The organism is Streptomyces bottropensis ATCC 25435 (assembly GCF_000383595.1).
GTDB lineage: Bacteria > Actinomycetota > Actinomycetes > Streptomycetales > Streptomycetaceae > Streptomyces > Streptomyces bottropensis.
On the sequence record NZ_KB911581.1, the window covers coordinates 2,263,913 to 2,283,435 of the forward strand.

The 19,523-nt window shown below is 70.6% G+C and carries 18 protein-coding genes; 13 read left to right on the forward strand and 5 right to left on the reverse strand.

Translation table 11 applies throughout. From position 1 onward, the window contains the following. Positions 1–306: 306 nt before the first annotated feature. From STRBO_RS0109990 to STRBO_RS0110005, 4 genes are all read left to right on the forward strand, one after another. On the forward strand, positions 307–960 hold the full coding sequence (locus STRBO_RS0109990; RefSeq protein ID WP_005481597.1) for a response regulator transcription factor: 654 nt from the start codon (positions 307–309) through the stop codon (positions 958–960). 6 nt (positions 961–966) lie between these two features. Next, a complete protein-coding gene (locus tag STRBO_RS0109995) occupies positions 967–2,229 on the forward strand; it encodes a sensor histidine kinase (protein WP_020114139.1) in 1,263 nt (420 codons plus the stop codon). Between the two features lie 405 nt (positions 2,230–2,634). Then, complete coding sequence (locus STRBO_RS0110000) at positions 2,635–2,931, forward strand: DUF4193 domain-containing protein (RefSeq protein WP_005481602.1); 297 nt, start codon at positions 2,635–2,637, stop codon at positions 2,929–2,931. A 13-nt stretch (positions 2,932–2,944) separates the two neighbouring features. Further along, entirely contained in the window at positions 2,945–3,895 is a 951-nt protein-coding gene (locus STRBO_RS0110005) for a hypothetical protein (RefSeq protein ID WP_028796565.1), read from the forward strand. A 67-nt stretch (positions 3,896–3,962) separates the two neighbouring features. Here STRBO_RS0110005 and STRBO_RS0110010 read toward each other — a convergent pair whose 3' ends face one another. Beyond that, the gene (locus tag STRBO_RS0110010) at positions 3,963–4,424 is read right to left on the reverse strand and encodes a DUF3093 domain-containing protein (RefSeq protein WP_005481604.1); all 462 of its coding nucleotides are present in this window, start codon (positions 4,422–4,424) and stop codon (positions 3,963–3,965) included. 112 nt (positions 4,425–4,536) lie between these two features. On the opposite strand from STRBO_RS0110010, the gene STRBO_RS0110015 reads away from it, so the two are divergent. From STRBO_RS0110015 to STRBO_RS0110045, 7 genes are all read left to right on the forward strand, one after another. Then, the gene (locus tag STRBO_RS0110015; protein ID WP_005481605.1) at positions 4,537–5,121 is read left to right on the forward strand and encodes a PaaI family thioesterase; all 585 of its coding nucleotides are present in this window, start codon (positions 4,537–4,539) and stop codon (positions 5,119–5,121) included. Then, positions 5,118–5,648, forward strand: a complete 531-nt coding sequence (gene dut, locus STRBO_RS0110020; protein ID WP_005481606.1) for a dUTP diphosphatase — start codon at positions 5,118–5,120, stop codon at positions 5,646–5,648. The genes STRBO_RS0110015 and dut overlap by 4 nt, the downstream gene beginning before the upstream one ends. A 1-nt stretch (position 5,649) precedes the next feature. Then, positions 5,650–6,429: a DUF3710 domain-containing protein gene (locus STRBO_RS0110025; RefSeq protein WP_020114140.1), complete on the forward strand. Its 780-nt coding sequence runs from the start codon at positions 5,650–5,652 to the stop codon at positions 6,427–6,429. Between the two features lie 250 nt (positions 6,430–6,679). Then, positions 6,680–9,349 (forward strand): sensor histidine kinase, encoded by a 2,670-nt coding sequence (locus STRBO_RS0110030; protein ID WP_005481608.1) that lies wholly within the window; start codon positions 6,680–6,682, stop codon positions 9,347–9,349. Next, positions 9,346–10,029 (forward strand): response regulator, encoded by a 684-nt coding sequence (locus STRBO_RS0110035; RefSeq protein ID WP_005481621.1) that lies wholly within the window; start codon positions 9,346–9,348, stop codon positions 10,027–10,029. Before STRBO_RS0110030 ends, STRBO_RS0110035 begins: the two co-directional genes overlap by 4 nt. A gap of 43 nt (positions 10,030–10,072) precedes the next feature. Continuing rightward, positions 10,073–10,471, forward strand: coding sequence for an OB-fold nucleic acid binding domain-containing protein (locus STRBO_RS0110040; RefSeq protein ID WP_005481623.1), 399 nt, complete (start codon positions 10,073–10,075; stop codon positions 10,469–10,471). Positions 10,472–10,474: 3 nt separating this feature from the next. Further along, the gene (locus STRBO_RS0110045; RefSeq protein WP_005481624.1) at positions 10,475–11,233 is read left to right on the forward strand and encodes a DUF3159 domain-containing protein; all 759 of its coding nucleotides are present in this window, start codon (positions 10,475–10,477) and stop codon (positions 11,231–11,233) included. A 460-nt stretch (positions 11,234–11,693) separates the two neighbouring features. On the opposite strand, the gene STRBO_RS0110050 is transcribed toward STRBO_RS0110045, so the two are convergent. The 3 genes from STRBO_RS0110050 to STRBO_RS43425 all read right to left on the reverse strand — a co-directional run bounded on the left by STRBO_RS0110050 (position 11,694) and on the right by STRBO_RS43425 (position 13,377). After that, positions 11,694–12,371, reverse strand: coding sequence for a potassium channel family protein (locus STRBO_RS0110050; protein WP_028796566.1), 678 nt, complete (start codon positions 12,369–12,371; stop codon positions 11,694–11,696). Then, entirely contained in the window at positions 12,371–13,042 is a 672-nt protein-coding gene (locus STRBO_RS0110055) for a potassium channel family protein (RefSeq protein ID WP_005481627.1), read from the reverse strand. The genes STRBO_RS0110050 and STRBO_RS0110055 overlap by 1 nt, the downstream gene beginning before the upstream one ends. A gap of 119 nt (positions 13,043–13,161) precedes the next feature. Beyond that, positions 13,162–13,377 carry a hypothetical protein gene (locus tag STRBO_RS43425; protein WP_158690973.1) on the reverse strand — a complete coding sequence of 72 codons (216 nt, stop codon included), beginning with the start codon at positions 13,375–13,377 and terminating at the stop codon, positions 13,162–13,164. A gap of 158 nt (positions 13,378–13,535) precedes the next feature. Between STRBO_RS43425 and STRBO_RS0110070 the strand changes: the two genes are divergently transcribed. Further along, on the forward strand, positions 13,536–15,659 hold the full coding sequence (locus STRBO_RS0110070) for an APC family permease (protein ID WP_005481637.1): 2,124 nt from the start codon (positions 13,536–13,538) through the stop codon (positions 15,657–15,659). 140 nt (positions 15,660–15,799) lie between these two features. Next, complete coding sequence (locus tag STRBO_RS0110075) at positions 15,800–17,128, forward strand: class I SAM-dependent RNA methyltransferase (protein WP_005481638.1); 1,329 nt, start codon at positions 15,800–15,802, stop codon at positions 17,126–17,128. 1,046 nt (positions 17,129–18,174) lie between these two features. Here STRBO_RS0110075 and STRBO_RS0110080 read toward each other — a convergent pair. Continuing rightward, on the reverse strand, positions 18,175–18,756 hold the full coding sequence (locus STRBO_RS0110080) for a sigma-70 family RNA polymerase sigma factor (protein ID WP_020114144.1): 582 nt from the start codon (positions 18,754–18,756) through the stop codon (positions 18,175–18,177). Positions 18,757–19,523 lie beyond the last annotated feature (767 nt).

A 19,523-nucleotide genomic window follows, 5' to 3' on the forward strand; every position in this document is an offset into this window, starting at 1 on the left:
CGGTGCCGGACACCCACGCCCGCTCTGCGGAAAAGCGGATTGCCGCGTACCGCATGGTGGTGCGGCACAAGCGGAGCGTGATCGCGGGGTGTAAAGCCGTCCTCCCCCCGGTCCTTCCGACGGAAACCTCAACCGAACGAAAAAATCCCGTATTCCCGGCCGGGCCCCAGCGGCCTTCCTGCCCGGTGGCCGCCTTACCGCCGACTTACGGCCGAAAAAGGCAGGATGGAGGTCACACACCCACGAACCCCTGCCCGTGCGCGCCTTCGGCGCGCTACGCGGGTGGACACAGGAAGGACAAGCGACGTGCGCGTACTCGTCGTCGAGGACGAGCAGCTGCTCGCCGATGCGGTGGCCACCGGACTGCGCCGGGAGGCCATGGCCGTCGACGTCGTGTACGACGGTGCGGCCGCCCTGGAACGCATCGGCGTCAACGACTACGACGTGGTCGTCCTCGACCGCGACCTCCCCCTCGTCCACGGCGACGACGTCTGCCGCAAGGTGGTCGAGCTGGGGCTGCCCACGCGCGTGCTGATGCTGACCGCGTCCGGCGACGTCAGCGACCGCGTCGAGGGCCTGGAGATCGGCGCCGACGACTACCTGCCCAAGCCGTTCGCCTTCAGCGAGCTCATCGCGCGCGTACGGGCCCTCGGCCGGCGGACGAGCCTGCCGCTGCCGCCCGTGCTGGAGCGCGCCGGGATCAAGCTCGACCCCAACCGCCGTGAGGTCTTCCGCGACGGCAAGGAGGTCCAGCTCGCCCCCAAGGAGTTCGCGGTCCTGGAGGTCCTGATGCGCAGCGAGGGCGCCGTCGTCTCGGCGGAGCAGCTCCTGGAGAAGGCCTGGGACGAGAACACCGACCCGTTCACCAACGTCGTGCGCGTGACGGTCATGACACTGCGCCGCAAGCTCGGCGAACCGCCGGTCATCGTCACCGTGCCCGGCTCCGGCTACCGGATCTGATCCGCCGTGGCCCCCACCCCCGCGCCGCCCCAGGCGCCCCCCAAACCCACCTGGGACCCCCGGCGGGCGCAGAACCCGCTCCCGTGGCTGCGCCCGACCATCCGGATACGGCTCACGCTGCTGTACGGCGGTATGTTCCTGATCGCCGGGATCCTGCTGCTGTCGATCATCTACCTGCTGGCCGCCCAGGCCGTGAGCACCGGCAACACCCCGGTGTTCAAGATCGAGGGCGGCACGAACATCAGCGTCTCCAGCAATATCTGCCCCGCCGTCGACGCCGACACGGCCCCGACCAATCTCAAGCTCGACGACTTCAACGCGGCGATCGCCGCGTGCATCGACCATGAGCGCCAGGTCGCCCTCGACACGCTGCTCAGTCGCTCCCTGCTGGCTCTGCTCGGGCTCGCCGTCATCGCGTTCGCCTTCGGGTACGCCATGGCGGGGCGGGTGCTCGCACCGCTCGGCCGGATCACCCGTACCGCGCGCGCCGTGGCCGGCTCGGACCTGTCCCGGCGCATCGAGCTGGACGGCCCGGACGACGAGCTGAAGGAGCTGGCGGACACCTTCGACGACATGCTGGAGCGGCTCCAGCGGGCCTTCACGGCCCAGCAGCGGTTCGTCGGGAACGCCTCGCACGAGCTGCGGACGCCGCTCGCGATCAACCGCACCCTGCTGGAGGTGCACCTCTCCGATCCGGGCGCGCCGGCCGAGCTGCAGCAGCTGGGCAAGACGCTGCTGGCCACCAACGAGCGCAGTGAGCAGCTCGTCGAGGGTCTGCTGTTGCTCGCCCGCAGCGACAACCAGATCGTCGAACGCAAGCCCGTGGACCTCGCCGAGGTCGCCTCCCAGGCCATCGACCAGGTGCGCTCGGAGGCGGACGCCAAGAAGGTGGAGATCCGCGGCGAATGGGCCCCCGCGGTCGTCCAGGGCAACGGCGTCCTGCTGGAGCGGATCGCCCTGAACCTGGTCCAGAACGCCGTCCGGTACAACGTGCCGGGGCCGGGCGGCTGGGTGGAGGTCACGACGGAGCTGCAGCACGGACAGGCGGTTCTGGTGGTCACGAACACCGGGCCCGTGGTCCCGGCGTACGAGATCGACAATCTTTTCGAGCCGTTCCGGCGGCTGCGTACGGAGCGCACGGGCAGTGACAAGGGCGTGGGCCTCGGCCTGTCGATCGTCCGGTCCGTGGCCCGCGCGCACGGCGGCCACATCGCCGCCCGGCCACGAGAGGGGGGCGGACTCGTGATGCGCGTGACCCTGCCCGTCTGAGAAAATGACCCCGGTTTCCAGGACGTGTTCGCTTTGCGCGGAATTTCCGGGGTACCTGATCGAAACGGTCGTGCACGACCGATGTGTGATCGATCACATGGGCGAATTTCCAGCCATATACCGAGAGTGATCATGTGGCCGCCGGAAAGCCGGGAAAATCCGGGTTTTCGGGGGTTGGGATCACGGGAAGTACATGCTGAAGCGCCTTTGTATGCAGCCTCAGGACCGTGTACGGTCCCGTTCGCCATCCAAGCCGATCACTCTCGAGGGATCCGGTTGGGTGTCGATTGAGTAACAGACCTTGATGTGAGGCAAAATCTCCGCCTCAGGTCGGGCACAAGTCCGGCCTCTCACGCGTTACGTGCGCTGGAGACACCGCAGACACCCAGAGGGGGAGAGCGCGACATGGCAACGGATTACGACACCCCACGCAAGACCGACGACGACGTCGACTCGGACAGCCTGGAAGAACTCAAGGCTCGCCGGAACGACAAGTCGACGTCCGCCGTGGATGTAGACGAGTTCGAGGCGGCAGAAGGCCTGGAACTGCCCGGGGCCGACCTCTCGAACGAGGAGCTGGCCGTCCGGGTGCTGCCCAAGCAGCAGGACGAGTTCACCTGCATGAGCTGCTTCCTGGTGCACCACCGCAGCCAGCTGGCCCGCGAGAAGAACGGTCAGCCGATCTGCCGCGACTGCGACTGAGGCAGGGTCGGCCGTGACTGGCTCGACCCCTCCTTGGAAGCGCCGCTCCCGCAAGGGGGCGGACCCGGGGCCCGAAGTGGGTTCCGACGGCGTGCGTGACGACGAGCGGGGCTCCTCCGATCAGGGAGCGGCCTCGCTCGAACGGGCGTCCGCCATGGCGTCGGGGGGCGCCACGGATGAGCAGGAACGTCTGCCCGTACCGGTGGACGCCCCGGCGCCGGTCGCCACCCGGCGCGCGGCCGTCGTCCGCGCGGGACTGAAACAGGGCCTGAAGGTCGGGGCCCGCAAGAGCGGTGACCGGGCCCGAGCGGGGCTCGCGTACATCACCGACCGGATCATCGAGATCGCCCCGCGGATTCCCGTACGCGATCTCGCGACCCTGCGTGCCCAGTTCCCGGGGCTGGGGCCCGAGCAGATCGCCGACAAGCTCGTCGCGGGGGCCGCGGGCGCGACCTCCACGGTGGGCGCGGGCGTCGGGGCCGCCGCGATGCTGCCGGCGCCGCCCGCCATGCCCGCGGAGCTGGCCGCCGAGATCACCGGGGTCGCCGCGATCGAGCTGAAGCTCATCGCCGAGCTGCACGAGGTGTACGGCGCGCGGCCGCCGGGGAACCTGCGGCAGCGCAGTACCGCCTACCTGAACTCCTGGTCCGGTGAGCGCGGCATCGACGTGACCAGACCCTCCACGGTCAACTCCGCGCTCGGCGGCCAGATGAAGCGGCAGCTGCGTCAGCAGATCATGAAGCGCATGGTGCGGGACCTGCCGAACCTGATGCCGTTCCTGGTCGGCGCGGCGGTCGGGGCGGTCATGAACCACCGGGACACCAAGCGCGTCGCGGAGCGCATCCGCAAGGACCTGCGGCGCACACAGGTGCCGTGGGAGGCGCTGCCGGAACTCCCGCCGCTGGACGAGCCGGCCGATCCCCTGACGGTGGGTGAGCTGCCCGAGGAACTGGGCGGGGGCTGAGCGCCGGTAGGAATTCGGCGAGAAACCGTGCCGCCCACCGGGAGGTGCGCCCCGGGGGCTCGCCGCGCTAAGCCGTCGTCCGTGCCGCTTCCAGGGCGGCGACCAGGCGCTCCGGCTCCCTCGTCGACAGGTACACGTACGGGGTGGGGTCGGCCGGGTCGGTGACCGGGATACGCAGGGCGGTCGGGATGTAGGCGCGCAGGAGCATGAACGCGTGGGGGTTGGCCTTGTACGTGCGCCAGGCCTGGGCCTCCTCACGGTCCAGGATCTCCGGTTCGCCCAGGGCGCTCACCGGGATCTTCGCCTCGCCCGCGACCAGGGAACCGCCGACGACACGGATGCGGACCGAGCCGTACGAGCTGGCGACGACCGCCGCGACCGCGGTGCCGCCGACGAGCCCGCCCAGCAGCGGGAGGGTGCCGAACGGCAGCAGGATGAGGGCCATCGAGACGCCGACCAGGAAGCAGACGAGCCACCAGGTGCGGGGCGCGGTGAGGCGTTCTTCGTACGGCGAGGCGGGGAGCTGCATGGCGTCAAGCTTGGCATGCGGACCCTCCCGCCCCGGAATAGGGGCGTCCGAGGGGAAACCCTGTCCGTAGGGACGGTGGCCGGACGCTGACGGGCGGGTAAGGTCTGCGCCTGTGAGAGGTACTTCCGCGGCCCTGCGCCCCCCGGCTGACGCCACGGCGCCCGTACGGCATCCCGAGGCGCCCGCCCCCGGTGAGCCGCTCGGCGCGCACTACGGGCAGTGTTTCGGCTGTGGTGGTGAGCAGCCGCACGGGCTGCACCTGGAGGCGACGGCCGGTGAGGGCGTCACTCTCACCGCCGAGTTCACGGTGCGGCCCGCGCACCAGGGAGCCCCGGGCCTCGCGCACGGCGGAGTCCTGGCCAGCGCCCTGGACGAGACCCTCGGCTCCCTCACCTGGCTGCTGCGCACCATCGCGGTGACCGGGCGGCTGGAGACGGACTTCCTGCGGCCCGTCCCCGTCGGCACCGTGCTGCATCTGCGGGCCGAGGCGACGGCGGTGGCCGGACGCAAGATCTTCGCGACGGCCGAGGGACGCATCGGCGCTCCCGACGGCCCCCTGGCCGTCCGCGCCGACGCGCTGTTCGTCGAGGTCAAGGTCGACCACTTCATCGACCACGGGCGCGCCGAGGAGATCCGGGCGGCCATGGACGACCCCGACCAGGTCCGGCGGGCCCGCGCCTTCGAGGTGAACCCGTGAGCGACGGCCGTACCCCTCTCGACGTCCTGATCCGGCGCGTCGACCCCGACGTGCCGTTGCCGGACTACGCGCGCCCCGGTGACGCGGGAGCCGATCTGCGCACCACCGAGAGCCGGGAGCTGAAGCCCGGCGAACGGGCCGTACTGCCCACGGGAGTGTCCATCGCGCTCCCGGAGGGGTACGCGGCCTTCGTACACCCACGGTCCGGCCTCGCCGCCCGCTGCGGCGTCGCCCTGGTGAATGCCCCGGGGACGGTTGATGCCGGGTACCGTGGGGAGATCAAGGTGATCGTGGTGAATCTCGACCCGCATGAAGCCGTGCGGTTCGAGCGCTTCGACCGGATTGCCCAACTGGTCGTCCAGCAGGTCGAGAAGGTGCGCTTCCAGGAGGTGGCGGAGCTTCCCGACTCGGCGCGGGCCGAGGGGGGCTTCGGGTCCACGGGCGGTCATGCCGCCGTGGGCGGACCATGGGTGGCAACGGGTGGGAATCGATACGCTTCGGTCGTATCCGACCGGGAAGGACAGTGACGTGTTCGGACGTCGCAAGAAGAAGGGTTCCGCCGAGGACGCGGCGGACGCGGCGAGCGAGGCCGAGCAGGTCGACGGCGTCGCTGGGGACGTCGACACCGAGGCGGACGAGGGCGGCCGGGAGCGCGTACGGCTCGAACCGGAGCCCCGCCCCGACGGTCCGTGGGACAGCACCGAGGTGCGCGAGCCCGGCGAGGGCCGGGTGGACCTCGGCGGCATCTTCGTGCCCGGAGTCGACGGCATGGAGCTGCGGGTCGAGGTCGCGGGCGACGCGATCGTCGCCGCGACCGTCGTGCTCCGCGACAGCGCGGTCCAGCTGCAGGCCTTCGCCGCGCCCAAGCGCGAGGGCATCTGGGGCGAGGTCCGTGAGGAGATCGCCTCCGGCATCACCCAGCAGGGCGGTGTCATCGACGAGGTCGAGGGCCCCCTCGGCTGGGAGCTGCGCGCCCAGGTGCCGGTGCAGCTGCCGGACGGCACGGGCGGCTTCCAGGTCGTCCGGTTCGTCGGCGTGGACGGGCCCCGCTGGTTCCTGCGCGGAGTGATCTCCGGCCGGGGCGCGGTGGAGCCGCAGACCGCCGGGCTGCTGGAGCAGATCTTCCGGGACACGGTCGTCGTCCGCGGCGAGGGCCCCATGGCCCCGCGCGACCCGATCGTCCTCAAGCTGCCGAACGACGCGCAGATGGTCCCCGAGGGTGTCCAGCAGGACGAGCAGGCCGGCTCGCGCTTCTCCGGAGGCATGGGGCAGCTGCAGCGCGGACCGGAGATCACCGAGGTGCGCTGAGCGTTCGGTGCTCGGTGGGGCCGTATCCCTGGCGGGGTGCGGCCCTTTGCCATGTGCCGTCCGCCGTCTGCCGCCCGCTCACGCACTCCTGCCTGCCGCCCGCTCGTTGCCGTCCGGTGCGCGTCAGGGTTACGTCAAAGAGCCGCTCCGGCGGGTCTCCCGTCCCCTTTGCCGCGATTATTGGCCGTAGGGTCGACGCTGCGTAGGCAGCGGTCACGAGCGACCACGGTCACGGGAAGACAGTGGGGACATGGCACGCGGAAAGCTTCGGATCTACCTCGGCGCGGCACCGGGCGTCGGCAAGACGTACGCGATGCTGTCCGAAGCGCACCGCCGGACCGAACGCGGCACCGACTGCGTGGTGGCCGTCGTGGAGCACCACGGCCGCCCGCGCACCGAGGTGATGCTGCACGGTCTCGAACAGATCCCGCGTCGTGAGCTGGAGTACCGGGACGCGGTCTTCACCGAGATGGACCTGGACTCCGTCCTCGCCCGGCGGCCGCGCGTGGCCCTCGTGGACGAACTGGCCCACACCAACGTGCCCGGCTCCCGCAACGACCGGCGCTGGCAGGACGTCCAGGAACTGCTCGCGGCCGGCATCGACGTCATATCGACGGTCAACATCCAGCACCTGGAGTCCCTCGGCGATGTCGTGGAGTCGATAACGGGCGTACGGCAGCGCGAGACCGTGCCCGACGAGGTGGTACGGCGGGCCGACGAGATAGAGCTGGTCGACATGTCGCCGCAGGCGCTGCGACGGCGGATGGCGCACGGCAACGTCTACCAGTCGGACAAGGTCGACGCGGCCCTGTCGAACTACTTCCGGCCCGGCAACCTGACCGCGCTGCGCGAGCTGGCGCTGCTGTGGGTGGCGGACCGGGTCGACGAGTACCTGAACGCCTACCGCAGCGAGCACCAGGTGTCGCGGATCTGGGGATCGCGCGAGCGGATCGTGGTCGGGCTCACCGGCGGCCCCGAGGGTCGAACCCTGATTCGGCGGGCCGCCCGGCTCGCCGAGAAGGGCGCGGGCGGCGAGGTCATGGCCGTCTACATCGCCCGCAGCGACGGGCTGACCTCCGCCTCGCCCAAGGAACTCGCCGTTCAGCGCACCCTCGTCGAGGACCTCGGCGGCACCTTCCACCACGTCGTCGGCGACGACATCCCGGCGGCGCTGCTGGCCTTCGCGCGCGGGGTCAACGCCACCCAGATCGTGCTCGGCGTCTCGCGCCGCAAGAGCTGGCAGTACGTGCTCGGACCGGGTGTCGGCGCGACCGTCGCCCGGAACTCCGGACCCGACCTGGACGTCCACCTCATCACCCACGACGAGGCGGGCAAGGGGCGCGGGCTGCCCGTCGCACGGGGCGCGCGGCTCGGCCGGGCCCGGATGATCTGGGGCTGGCTGGCCGGGACGGTGGGCCCGTTGCTGCTGGCCCTGCTGCTCGCCAACGCCGCGAGGGACCTGGGCCTCACCAACGACATGCTGCTGTTCCTGTCGCTGACGGTGGCCGCGGCCCTGCTGGGCGGTCTGCTGCCCGCCCTGGCCGCCGCCGTGCTGGGATCACTGCTGCTCAACTGGTTCTTCACACCCCCCGTCCACACCCTGACCGTCGACGACCCGACGAACATCGTCGCCATCGTGGTCTTCATAGGGGTCGCGGTGGCGGTGGCGTCCGTGGTGGACCTCGCGGCCCGGCGCACCCACCAGGCGGCCCGGCTGCGCGCCGAGTCGGAGATCCTCTCCTTCCTCGCGGGCAGCGTGCTGCGCGGGGAGACCAGCCTGGAAGCACTGCTGGAGCGAGTACGGGAGACCTTCGGGATGGAGTCGGTGGCCCTGCTGGAGCGCGGGAGCGACGTGGAGCCGTGGACCTGCGCGGGCAGCGTGGGGCCCCGCCAGGTGGACCGTCCGGAGGCCGCGGACGTGGACATGCCGGTCGGCGACCACATGGCGCTCGCCCTCTCCGGACGCGTCCTGCCCGCCGAGGACCGCCGGGTGCTCGCCGCGTTCGCCGCCCAGGCCGCCGTCGTACTGGACCGGCGGCGCCTGCAGCACGAGGCGGACCAGGCCAAGGAGCTGGCCGAGGGCAACCGCATCCGCACCGCGCTGCTCGCCGCCGTCAGCCACGATCTGCGCACCCCGCTGGCCGGTATCAAGGCCGCCGTCTCCTCCCTGCGCTCCGACGACGTGGCCTGGTCGCCGGAGGACGAGGCCGAGCTGCTCGCCGGGATCGAGGAGGGCGCCGACCGGCTCGACCACCTCGTGGGCAACCTCCTCGACATGTCCCGCCTCCAGACCGGCACCGTCACCACGCTGATCCGCGAGATCGACCTCGACGAGGTGGTGCCGATGGCCCTCGGCGGCGTTCCCGAGGGCAGCGTCGGACTGGAGATCCCCGAGAGCCTGCCCATGGTCGCCGTCGACCCCGGGCTGCTGGAGCGCGCGGTCGCCAACATCGTCGAGAACGCCGTCAAGTACAGCCCGCCCGGCACGCCCGCCCAGGTCTCCGCCAGCGCCCTCGGCGGCCGGGTCGAGGTCCGGGTCACCGACCGGGGGCCCGGCGTCCCGGACGAGGCCAAGGACCGCATCTTCGCCCCCTTCCAGCGCCACGGGGACGCTCCGCGCGGGACCGGCGTGGGGCTGGGCCTCGCGGTGGCCCGCGGCTTCGCCGAGGCGATGGGCGGCACGCTGGACGCCGAGGACACCCCTGGCGGGGGGCTCACGATGGTCCTCACGGTGCGGGCGGTGGCGAAGGGCTCCACGGCGGTGGCGGCAGGGGCGTCGGACGGGACGCCCTCACCCTCGGCCTCCTCACCGGGCGGGGGCACTCCGGCAGGTGCGGGTGGGCGGGCCGACGTGGCCCCGTCGGCCGGCGCGGGTGGATCCGGTCGTGGGGCCGTATCGGTGGAGAGGCGGGGCATATGACCCGGGTGCTCGTGGTCGACGACGAGCCGCAGATCGTGCGTGCGCTCGTGATCAACCTCAAGGCACGCAAGTACGAGGTCGACGCGGCCCACGACGGTGCGACGGCCCTCGAACTCGCCGCCGCCCGGCACCCCGACGTCGTGGTCCTCGACCTCGGGCTGCCCGACATGGACGGCGTCGAGGTGATCAACGGGCTGCGCGGCTGGACCCGGGTGCCGATCATCGTGCTCTCCGCCCGCCACACCTCCGACGAGAAGGTCGAGGCCCTGGACGCCGGCGCCGACGACTACGTCACCAAACCCTTCGGCATGGACGAACTGCTCGCCCGGCTGCGCGCCGCCGTCCGGCGTGCCGAGCCCGTCGGGGGCGAGGAGGGCGACGTGATCGTGGAGACCGACGACTTCACCGTGGACCTGGCCGCGAAGAAGGTGAACCGGGACGGCAGGGACGTCCGGCTGACACCCACCGAATGGCACCTCCTGGAGGTGCTGGTCCGCAACACCGGGCGTCTGGTCGGCCAGAAGCAGCTGCTCCAGGAGGTCTGGGGGCCGTCGTACGGGACGGAGACCAACTACCTCCGCGTCTACATGGCCCAGCTGAGGCGCAAGCTGGAGGGCGACCCGTCCCGGCCGAGGCACTTCATCACCGAGGCGGGCATGGGGTACCGCTTCGAGAAGTAGCCGGGGTTACGGCTCTCACGGCGCGCCCCGGTACGCTTTCGTCATGAGTGCTGTTCCTCGTTCCGAGAAGCCGGCGGGCCGGTTCCGGCGCATGCTCGACCGGCTCTCCTCGTCCCAGACGGACCTGGAGTCCGAGGAGCTGCGCGAGGACGCGGACACCGCGGGCTGCACGCGCATCTGTGACTGCCACGACCGACAGATAGTGACGGTTACTGGTACCTTGCGCACGGTCACGCTGCGCCCCCGGGCCGGTGTCCCGGCCCTGGAGGCCGAGCTGTTCGACGGTTCCGCCGCGCTGGACGTGGTGTGGCTGGGCCGGCGCTCCATCGTCGGGATAGAGCCGGGGCGCAAGCTGATCGCATCCGGCCGGGTCTCGATGAGCCGGGGCCGTAGGGTGCTGTTCAACCCGAAGTACGAACTCAGACCCCTCGGACGGGAGTAGCCGGTGACGTCGCTCGACAAGCCGACGGAAGACGCCCAGCGCGGCGTCCAGGACGCACAGGGCGGACAGGACGGCTCGCAGGACTCCAGGGCGGTGACGGAGGCCGCGCTGTTCGAGGCGTTCGGTGGCGTGCGCGGCATGGTCGAGACCGTGCTCCCGGGCCTGCTCTTCGTCTCCATCTTCACGATCAACAAGGACCTGCACTCCGCGGCCCTCGCGGCCCTCGGTGTCTCCGTCCTGCTGGTCGTGGTGCGGCTCGTCATGAAGGACACCGTCAAGCACGCCTTCAGCGGTGTCTTCGGGGTCGCCTTCGGCGTGGTCTTCGCGATGATGACCGGCAACGCCAAGGACTTCTATCTGCCGGGCATGCTGTACACGCTGGGCCTCGGGCTCGCGTACATCATCACGACGCTGGCCGGTGTGCCGCTGATCGGCCTGATGCTCGGCCCGGTCTTCAAGGAGAACCTGTCCTGGCGGACGCGGAACCCCGGCCGCAAGAAGGCGTACGCGAAGGCCAGTTACGCCTGGGGTGCGATCCTGCTGGCCAAGTGCGCGATCCTCTTCCCGCTCTACTGGTGGGCCGACACCACCCAGCTGGGCTGGGTGCTCATCGCCCTGAAGATCCCGCCGTTCCTGCTCGCGGTGTGGCTGACCTGGATCTTCCTCGCGAAGGCGCCGGCCCCCATCGACGTGTTCGCGGAGATGGAGGCGGAGGAGCGCGCGGAGGAGGAGCGGAAGGCCGCGGCGCGGTCCGCCGAGTAGCCGCGGTCTGCCGGGCAGGCGCCGGGCGCGGGCGCGCGTACCGGCGCGGGAGCACCGGGGGCATCGGGGGCACCGGGGGCTGCGCCCCCGGACCCCCACTTCGGCCTGAACGGCCTCGTCCGCGAGCGCCGGGCTGGAGGGCCCCGGTGGGGTGCGCAGCACCGCTGCGAAGTGGCGGCGGGGAAGCGGGGCGGCACGGCGAAGGCACCGAGCAGCGGCCCGGTGCGAAGGCACCTGGCAGAGGCACCGCTCCCGGAGGCGCCGCGGAGCTGCACCGGGCGGGACACTGAGCAGCGGCGCCGAACAGTCGCGCCGCCCCGCGGTGCCGAAGCCGACCCGCCGTGCCGAAGCCGCAGCCGACCCGCCGTACCAAAGCCGAAGCCGACCCGCCGTACCGAAGGCGAAGGGGCGCCCGGAGATCTCCGGGCGCCCCTTGCTGTCGTCGCCGTGCGGCGGTCGCTCAGCTCGTCGCGTCCTCGCGGCGGACCGAGAGGAGGTCCTCCAGCTGCTCCTCGCGGGCCTGGGCGGCCACGAACAGCAGTTCGTCACCTGCCTCCAGGGAGTCGTCCGCGGTGGGGGTGAGGACCCGGGTGCCGCGGATGATCGTGACCAGGGAGGTGTCCTCCGGCCACTCGACGTCGCCCACCTGGGTGCCGGCCAGGGCCGACTCGGGCGGCAGGGTCAGCTCGACCAGGTTCGCGTCGCCGTGGCTGAAGCGGAGGAGCCGGACCAGGTCACCGACGCTGACCGCCTCCTCGACCAGGGCCGACATCAGCCGCGGGGTCGACACGGCCACGTCCACGCCCCAGGACTCGTTGAACAGCCACTCGTTCTTGGGGTTGTTGACGCGGGCGACGACGCGCGGAACGCCGTACTCCGTCTTCGCCAGCAGCGAGACGACCAGGTTGACCTTGTCGTCGCCGGTCGCGGCGATGACGACGTTGCAGCGCTGGAGCGCGGCCTCGTCCAGCGAGGTGATCTCGCAGGCGTCGGCCAGCAGCCACTCCGCCTGGGGGACGCGCTCGACCGAGATCGCGGTCGGCGCCTTGTCGATGAGCAGGATCTCGTGGCCGTTCTCCAGCAGTTCGCCCGCGATCGAGCGGCCCACCGCTCCGGCTCCGGCAATGGCGACCCTCATCAGTGACCGCCCTCTTCGTCGGGGCCCTCGGCGAAGGCCGCCTCGACCTTCTCCACGTCGTCCGTCCGCATCATCACGTGCACGAGGTCGCCCTCCTGCAGCACGGTCTGGGAGGTCGGCAGAACCGCCTCGCCCAGCCGGGTGAGGAAGGCGACGCGGACCCCGGTCTCCTCCTGCATCTTGCTGATCTTGTGGCCCACCCAGGCGGACGAGGCGTGTACCTCGGCGAGTTGGACACCACCGGTGGGATCGCGCCACAGCGGCTCGGCCCCGGAGGGCAGCAGCCGGCGGAGCATCTGGTCGGCGGTCCAGCGGACCGTGGCGACCGTCGGGATGCCGAGGCGCTGGTAGACCTCCGCGCGGCGGGGGTCGTAGATCCGCGCCGCCACGTTGTCGATGCCGAACATCTCGCGGGCGACGCGGGCGGCGATGATGTTCGAGTTGTCGCCGCTGGAGACGGCGGCGAACGCGCCCGCCTCCTCGATGCCCGCCTCGCGCAGGGTGTCGCGGTCGAAGCCGATCCCGGTGACGCGCCGGCCGCCGAAACCCGAGCCCAGACGACGGAAGGCCGTGGGGTCCCGGTCGATCACGGCGACCGTGTGCCCCTGTTGCTCCAGGGTCTGGGCGAGGGTGGAACCCACCCGCCCGCAGCCCATGATGACGATGTGCACGACCGTCCTTCCGGTGTCAATAGCTACTGTTCAGCCGAAACGTCGAAAACAGGGTCTCAGACCGTCGCCCAAGCTACACACGTGCGGTCCACCGGGGGCACCCCCCGTGCAGACTCGGGTCACATCGTGGGACGACGCCGGCTGATCCGGCGGACGCTGATCCCCGTCAGGACGCCCAGCCCGAGTAGGGAGGCGAGAGCGCCGATCAACTCCGCGGTCGCGGCCTGCATGGGGTCTCCAGAGGGTGAGGTGGACGAGTACGTCACGGCGTTCGTCGTGGACGCGGAGCACACCCGGCGGTCGGCGAGCGCCTCCGGCGGGCGACGCGTCCGCACGGGATTCGTCATATAGACGTGAGGACGCCGTCCATGAGACCGGAGGATGCGTGACGTGACGCACTTCGCAGCCGTCCCGGGAAGGATTTCACCCCGGGGCCCGCCGGGATTTCACCCGGATGTGCCCAGAACCAGTCGGGGCGCTTACGATCCTCTGCGTGTCCAAACTGACCGACGTGCCCAAACGGATCCTGATCGGGCGGGCCCTGCGCAGCGACCGGCTGGGTGAAACGCTCCTGCCGAAGCGCATCGCACTCCCCGTCTTCGCCTCCGACCCGCTCTCGTCCGTGGCGTACGCACCCGGAGAGGTGCTGCTGGTCCTCTCCATCGCGGGCGTGTCGGCCTACCACTTCAGCCCCTGGATCGCCGTCGCGGTCGTCGTGCTGATGTTCACCGTCGTGGCGTCCTACCGCCAGAACGTGCACGCCTACCCGAGCGGCGGCGGCGACTACGAGGTGGCGAACACCAACCTCGGCCCCAAGGCCGGTCTCACCGTCGCCAGCGCGCTCCTCGTCGACTACGTCCTCACCGTCGCCGTGTCGATCTCCTCGGGCGTGGAGAACCTCGGTTCGGCCGTCCCCTTCTTCGTCGAGCACAAGGTGCTGTGCGCGATCGGCATCATCGTGCTGCTCACGCTGATGAACCTGCGCGGGGTGAAGGAGTCGGGCAAGCTCTTCGCGATCCCGACCTACGTGTTCGTCGTCGGTGTCTTCCTGATGATCGCGTGGGGCGCGTTCCGCGGGCTGGTCCTCGACGAGACCATGCGGGCGCCGACCGCCGACCTGGCGATCAAGCCCGAGCATCAGGGTCTGGCCGGCTTCGCGCTCGTCTTCCTGCTGCTGCGCGCGTTCTCTTCCGGCTGTGCCGCCCTCACGGGGGTCGAGGCCATCTCCAACGGCGTCCCCGCCTTCCGCAAGCCCAAGTCGAAGAACGCGGCCGCCACGCTGGCCGCGATGGGCCTGCTCGCGGTCACCATGTTCTGCGGGATCATCGGCCTCGCCATGGCCACCGAGGTGCGGATGGCGGAGAACCCGGCGAGCGACCTGTTGCGCGACGGCACCCCGGTCGGCGACTCCTACGTCCAGAACCCGGTGATCTCCCAGGTGGCCGCCGCCGTCTTCGGGGACGGCACGTTCCTCTTCGTCGTGTTGGCCGCCGCCACCGCCCTCGTGCTGTTCCTGGCCGCCAACACCGCCTACAACGGCTTCCCGCTGCTCGGCTCGATCCTCGCCCAGGACCGCTACCTCCCGCGCCAGCTGCACACCCGCGGCGACCGCCTCGCCTTCTCCAACGGCATCGTCCTGCTGGCCGGCGCCGCCGTGCTCCTGGTGTGGATCTACGGCGCCGACTCCACGCGTCTGATCCAGCTGTACATCGTCGGGGTGTTCGTCTCCTTCACGCTCAGTCAGACCGGTATGGTCCGGCACTGGAACCGCCATCTGCGCACCGAGAAGGACCCGGCCAAGCGGCGCCACATGATCCGCTCCCGCGCGATCAACACCTTCGGCGCCTTCTTCACCGGACTGGTCCTGATCGTCGTCCTCGGCACCAAGTTCACGCACGGCGCCTGGGTCGCCCTGCTCGGCATGGTGATCTTCTACGCGACGATGACGGCCATCCGTAAGCACTACGACCGGGTCGCCGCGGAGATCGCCGCGCCGGACGGCCCGAGCGACGACGTCGTCCGGCCGTCGAGGGTCCACTCCGTGGTGCTGATCTCCCGGATCCACCGCCCCACCCTGCGGGCCCTCGCCTACGCCAAGCTGATGCGCTCGCACACCCTGGAGGCGCTCAGCGTCAACGTCGACCCGGTCGAGACCAAGGCCCTCCAGGAGGAGTGGACGCGGCGCGGCATCGACGTACCGCTGAAGGTCCTCGACTCGCCCTACCGCGAGGTCACCCGGCCGGTCATCGAGTACGTCAAGGGGCTGCGCAAGGAGTCGCCGCGCGACGCGGTGTCGGTGATCATCCCCGAGTACGTGGTCGGTCACTGGTACGAGCACCTGCTGCACAACCAGAGCGCGCTCCGGCTCAAGGGCCGGCTGCTGTTCACGCCTGGTGTCATGGTCACCTCCGTGCCGTACCAGCTGGAGTCCTCCGAGGTCGCCAAGCGGCGGGCGCGCAAGCGGCAGGAGTGGAGCGCTCCGGGGTCGGTACGGCGCGGACCGGCGCAGGAGCGGCCGAAGGAATCCTCGGCCAAGGCATCGGCCAGGACGTCGGGCAAGGCACCGGACAAGCCGTCGGGCACGTCGTCGGGCACGTCGTCGGCCGACAACGGCTGACCCGCGCCCGGGCCGACGCGCGCCCGGGCCACACGCTCCCCGGCCGACCTTCGTGGTCAACGGCCGGACGGCACCCACGTAGACTGGTGGGCTGTTGTCCGGCCGTTGTCGCGTTCCCCATCTTCTGGAGTCACCCCACCATGCAGGCAGAACCGAAGAAATCGCTGGTGGGAGAGGAGTACGAGGTCGAGGTCGGCCCCGTCGCCCACGGCGGCCACTGCATCGCGCGTACGTCCGAGGGCCAGGTCCTCTTCGTCCGGCACGCGCTGCCCGGCGAGCGGGTCGTGGCGCGGGTGACCGACGGCGAGGAGGGCGCGCGTTACCTGCGGGCGGACGCGGTCTCGGTCCTCACGGCCTCCAAGGACCGCGTCGAGGCCCCCTGCCCCTACGCCGGCCCCGGCCGCTGCGGCGGCTGCGACTGGCAGCACGCCAAGCCGGGCGCCCAGCGGCGCTTCAAGGGCGAGGTCATCGCCGAGCAGCTGCAGCGGCTCGCGGGCCTCACGCCCGAGGAGGCGGGCTGGGACGGCACGGTCATGCCGGCCGAGGGCGACAAGGTTCCGGCGGGCGAGGTGCCGGCGTGGCGCACGCGCGTGCAGTACGCGGTGGACGCCGAGGGCCGGGCCGGGCTGCGCAAGCACCGCTCGCACGAGGTCGAGCCGATCGACCACTGCATGATCGCCGCGCCGGGTGTCTCCGAACTGGGCATCGAGAAGCGCGACTGGGCGGGCATGGCCTCCATCGACGCGATCGCCGCCACCGGTTCGCAGGACCGCCAGGTGATCCTCGAACCCCGGCCGGGCGCGCGCCTGCCGCTCGTCGAGCTGGACCGGCCGGTGTCGGTGATGCGGGTCGAGGAGAAGGACGGGGGCGTGCACCGCGTGCACGGCCGCCCCTTCGTGCGCGAGCGCGCGGACGACCGTACGTACCGGGTCGGCAGCGGCGGCTTCTGGCAGGTCCACCCCAAGGCCGCCGACACCCTCGTCAAGGCCGTCATGCAGGGCCTGCTGCCGCGCAAGGGCGACATGGCGCTGGACCTCTACTGCGGGGTGGGCCTCTTCGCGGGCGCCCTCGCCGACCGCGTCGGCGACAAGGGCGCCGTGCTCGGCATCGAGTCCGGCAAGCGCGCGGTCGAGGACGCGCGGCACAACCTCGCCGGCTTCGACCGGGTGCGGATCGAACAGGGCAAGGTCGAGGCGGTACTGCCGCGCACGGGTATCGACAAGGTCGACCTCATCGTCCTGGACCCCCCGCGCGCCGGGGCGGGCAAGAAGACCGTCCAGCACATGGCGTCGCTGGGCGCCCGCCGCATCGCCTACGTGGCCTGCGACCCGGCGGCGCTGGCGCGGGATCTCGGGTACTTCAAGGAGGGCGGGTATCGGGTGCGGATGCTGCGGGCGTTCGATCTGTTTCCGATGACGCATCATGTGGAGTGCGTGGCGATTCTGGAGCCTGCCGGGAAGGGTGCCTGAGCTGCGGTTTCGCGGTTCCGGTGAGTCGCTCGACCTGTTTCCCTCGGAACGGGGGGTCGAGCGACAGGACCGACCTTGCAGGCTGCCTGACCTGCGCATTCATGGGAGAGACGCTTGCAACGGAGACGCCTTCAGGGTCTCGTTCGGAGATCGTTGACGCTCGGATGACGCTCATCTCGGGGCTCTGGGTTAGCCGCGTTGCTCTCATCGCGGGAGACGATCACCGGGCGAGGCCGGTATCTCTGGCCACGCAAGGTACCTCAGCTCCCGGAGACCGATGCCCAGTGGGCCTGTTTGGCCACCAGGGAGAGGACGAGAAGCTCGGGAAGGGGCGCCTGCAGAGCCTTGCCCGCAGTCTCACGGTCTTTCTCGGGCAGAGGGTTGGTATTGAGCGGCACAGGAGTTCGGCCTTTCATGTGCGTTGCTGGCACCCTCGTCATGGAAGCCGTCGGATCTGTTGCATGAGCACGGGCGGCAGACGTGTGTATCGGCTGCGCTGATGGCTTCCAGACTATGGACGGTCACGGCCACCCTCGTAAGGTTCAGCCTCTCCGCCGCGAGATGATGCGTGCCGTACGACCTCTCTCCGAGTCGACCGCCACGGCGTCGTTTTGGTGGGCGGGTCCGCTTCGCCCGGGCCGGCGTTGGGTCGATCTGGGCATCAGGGGCCGCGTCGCACGGCTCTGACACCGTTCGCACAGTGGTCAGAGCGTCGGCCGCCGCATCTCCTCGAAGTCACGCAGGTCGATGGTCGAGAGGGCAAGGGACACATCGGCGAAGTGCCGTTGCTCGGTCGAGCACTCCGGGCACCGGCGACGTGGGCGGCGTTTCCGGCGTCCTGCCCAGTGCGCCGATCACCACGCAGGGCCTGGACGGCGGCTCCTCCCTGATCAACTCGCAGTTCACCATGCTTCGCTTCTGTGGGGGCACGGCGCGGGATGACGACTTGAGAGGGCCTCGTCAGGAGGCGGAGGAAAGCCCGCACGGAGGGCCATATGCAGGCCCGGTGGAGCGGTGGAGAGCACGGACGGTTACACCGGCCGTGACTATTCCCCGAGAACACCCTGTTTCTGCAGTCCCTTACGCAGTGCCCGCACGGCGTAGAAGGCACGGCTCTTGACCGTACCGGGCGGGATGCCGAGGTGCTCGGCCGTCTGGGCGACGCTGCATTCCAGGTAGTACATGAGGCGGATGATGGTTCTCTGCTGCTCGTTCAGTTCCTGCAGGGCCTTCAGCACCACATGGGAGGTGATCGTCGATTCCGTGCTGTCCCAGGAGGCGTCCAGGTCCTCGACCGGCATGAGCTCCAACGGCCTGATCCGCCGGGCCCGATGGTGGTCGATGACGAGGTTCCTCGCCACGGTGAACAGCCACGGCCGGATGTGCTCGCCGCGGGTGCCCAGGAACCGGGCGTGCTTCCAGGCGCGGGCCGCAGTCTCCTGGAGGATGTCCTCGGCCTCGTGCCAGTCACCGTCCAACAGTCGCGTGGCGTACCGAACGAGCAGAGGCCCGTACTGATCGTAGATGTCTCGGACAAAGGCGTCGCAGTCGGTCTCCGATGCGACGGGCCGGGCGTGCGCCCGAGCCGGAGCGAGGAGGGCGGTCCCCGCTTCCATGATCCCGTTCATGGGTGGTGCCCATTCCTGTTCAAGTGCTCTATTGCGTGCTCTACCGCAGGTGCGGGCGAGTGGCTCAACACTCGTAGGAAGCCCTTAGCCAAACCTTGTCGTTCCCTTGTCGTGCCGGCCGGCGAGAGCGACAAGGGCCAGGTGAAGGTCGGCGGGCGGCGGGTGATGCTCGGCGGCCCTGGTGCACGGGTGCCAGCTCCGGCCCTCGGTGCCGACGGCTCCATGGCGACCCGTTCTGTGCAGCGGACCGTTCATCGTCCGCGGCACAAGGTGAACCGCCGCCCTGTTCCGGTCGTTCGCAAGAGAGGGACACGCGTTCGGAGAACACGGTGCGCGGTTCTGCGACGGACGCTGCGCCGCGCCTCGCGGGCCTGCTTCCCATCCACCATGCCCCCGGCGTTCTCGCCGGTGTCGAGATGAAGAGGAATATGTGTGATCGGTTCACGGCTTCGCCGGTTCCTGCTGCCCGGAGCAATACTGGCCGGTGTCAAGCCCGAACAGCACGCCCAATGTCGGCAGTTACATGAACAACCGTACGACCTCGCTCCGGAACCGGACCAACCACACCGTCGGTATGGACCGGCACGAGAACTACATCTACGACATGGGGTGTTACGGGGCTGGTGGCTCGACCGGCGTGCTCCCCATCCACAGCGACGAGCTGACGAGCTTCCGGCCCGTGCGATCCCGACGCGGGAGAGCACCGTACCGGCCGGCACTCAGGAGTGAAGCCGGGTTCGGTCCCGGGCGGTCCGGCTGAGCAGCCT

Bases quoted from the DNA above. Each gene is read 5' to 3' on its own strand.
- STRBO_RS0110010 (WP_005481604.1), bottom strand. From the start codon at position 4,424: ATGCAGCTCCCCGCCTCGCCGTACGAAGAACGCCTCACCGCGCCCCGC.
- STRBO_RS0110050 (WP_028796566.1), bottom strand. From the start codon at position 12,371: ATGAGGGTCGCCATTGCCGGAGCCGGAGCGGTGGGCCGCTCGATCGCG.
- STRBO_RS0110035 (WP_005481621.1), top strand. From the start codon at position 9,346: ATGACCCGGGTGCTCGTGGTCGACGACGAGCCGCAGATCGTGCGTGCG.
- STRBO_RS0110075 (WP_005481638.1), top strand. From the start codon at position 15,800: ATGCAGGCAGAACCGAAGAAATCGCTGGTGGGAGAGGAGTACGAGGTC.
- STRBO_RS0110040 (WP_005481623.1), top strand. From the start codon at position 10,073: ATGAGTGCTGTTCCTCGTTCCGAGAAGCCGGCGGGCCGGTTCCGGCGC.
- STRBO_RS0110000 (WP_005481602.1), top strand. From the start codon at position 2,635: ATGGCAACGGATTACGACACCCCACGCAAGACCGACGACGACGTCGAC.
- STRBO_RS0110080 (WP_020114144.1), bottom strand. From the start codon at position 18,756: ATGAACGGGATCATGGAAGCGGGGACCGCCCTCCTCGCTCCGGCTCGG.
- STRBO_RS0110030 (WP_005481608.1), top strand. From the start codon at position 6,680: ATGGCACGCGGAAAGCTTCGGATCTACCTCGGCGCGGCACCGGGCGTC.